We start from the raw sequence: 447 nt of genomic DNA, 5'->3' as shown, positions 1-447 counted from the left end.
ATTTTTGGAGATAGTGGCCTCCCGCTTAGAAGCTTCAAAAGATCGTCTTAGTTCTTTAAGGGACCTACCGACAACACTTTTATCACACCCAAGCGAGTATCATTACTTGTTTTGGTGTGTCACTAGTGCGCTAACTAGCTCTGACGAGTCGACGATTCCTCTGCTCGGAAATGCAGCTCGGAGGCTCCTTGAACGCTTTATTAGTTTCAAAGCCCCGAACGGAAATACATTCCAAGATAAAGTCAATATAACAGCGCAGTTAGCCGTTCCGGAAGGTGAGCATCTTCCGGCCGCCATGGCCGGTGTTAAGGAACGAATAGTTAAGTTTGCCCACGGCACTTCGCATCGCGCCGAACCGATCCCGACCACAGGTTTGGATTTCATGGCGATCCGTGATGAGCTTCGAAATGTTTTGAAATTTATCCAGTTATGTGATCGACTGCACTT

At 47.4% G+C, this 447-nt stretch carries 1 protein-coding gene; it reads left to right on the top strand.

The window, feature by feature from the left end; genetic code table 11:
- The coding region (locus tag LC419_RS23890; protein ID WP_223609687.1) for an AAA family ATPase at positions 1 to 447 on the top strand (447 nt) is incomplete at both ends.

It is taken from the genome of Chryseobacterium sp. OSA05B, assembly GCF_019970065.1.
Taxonomy (GTDB): Bacteria; Bacteroidota; Bacteroidia; order Flavobacteriales; family Weeksellaceae; genus Chryseobacterium.
This window is presented reverse-complemented; position numbering and strand designations above follow the sequence as displayed.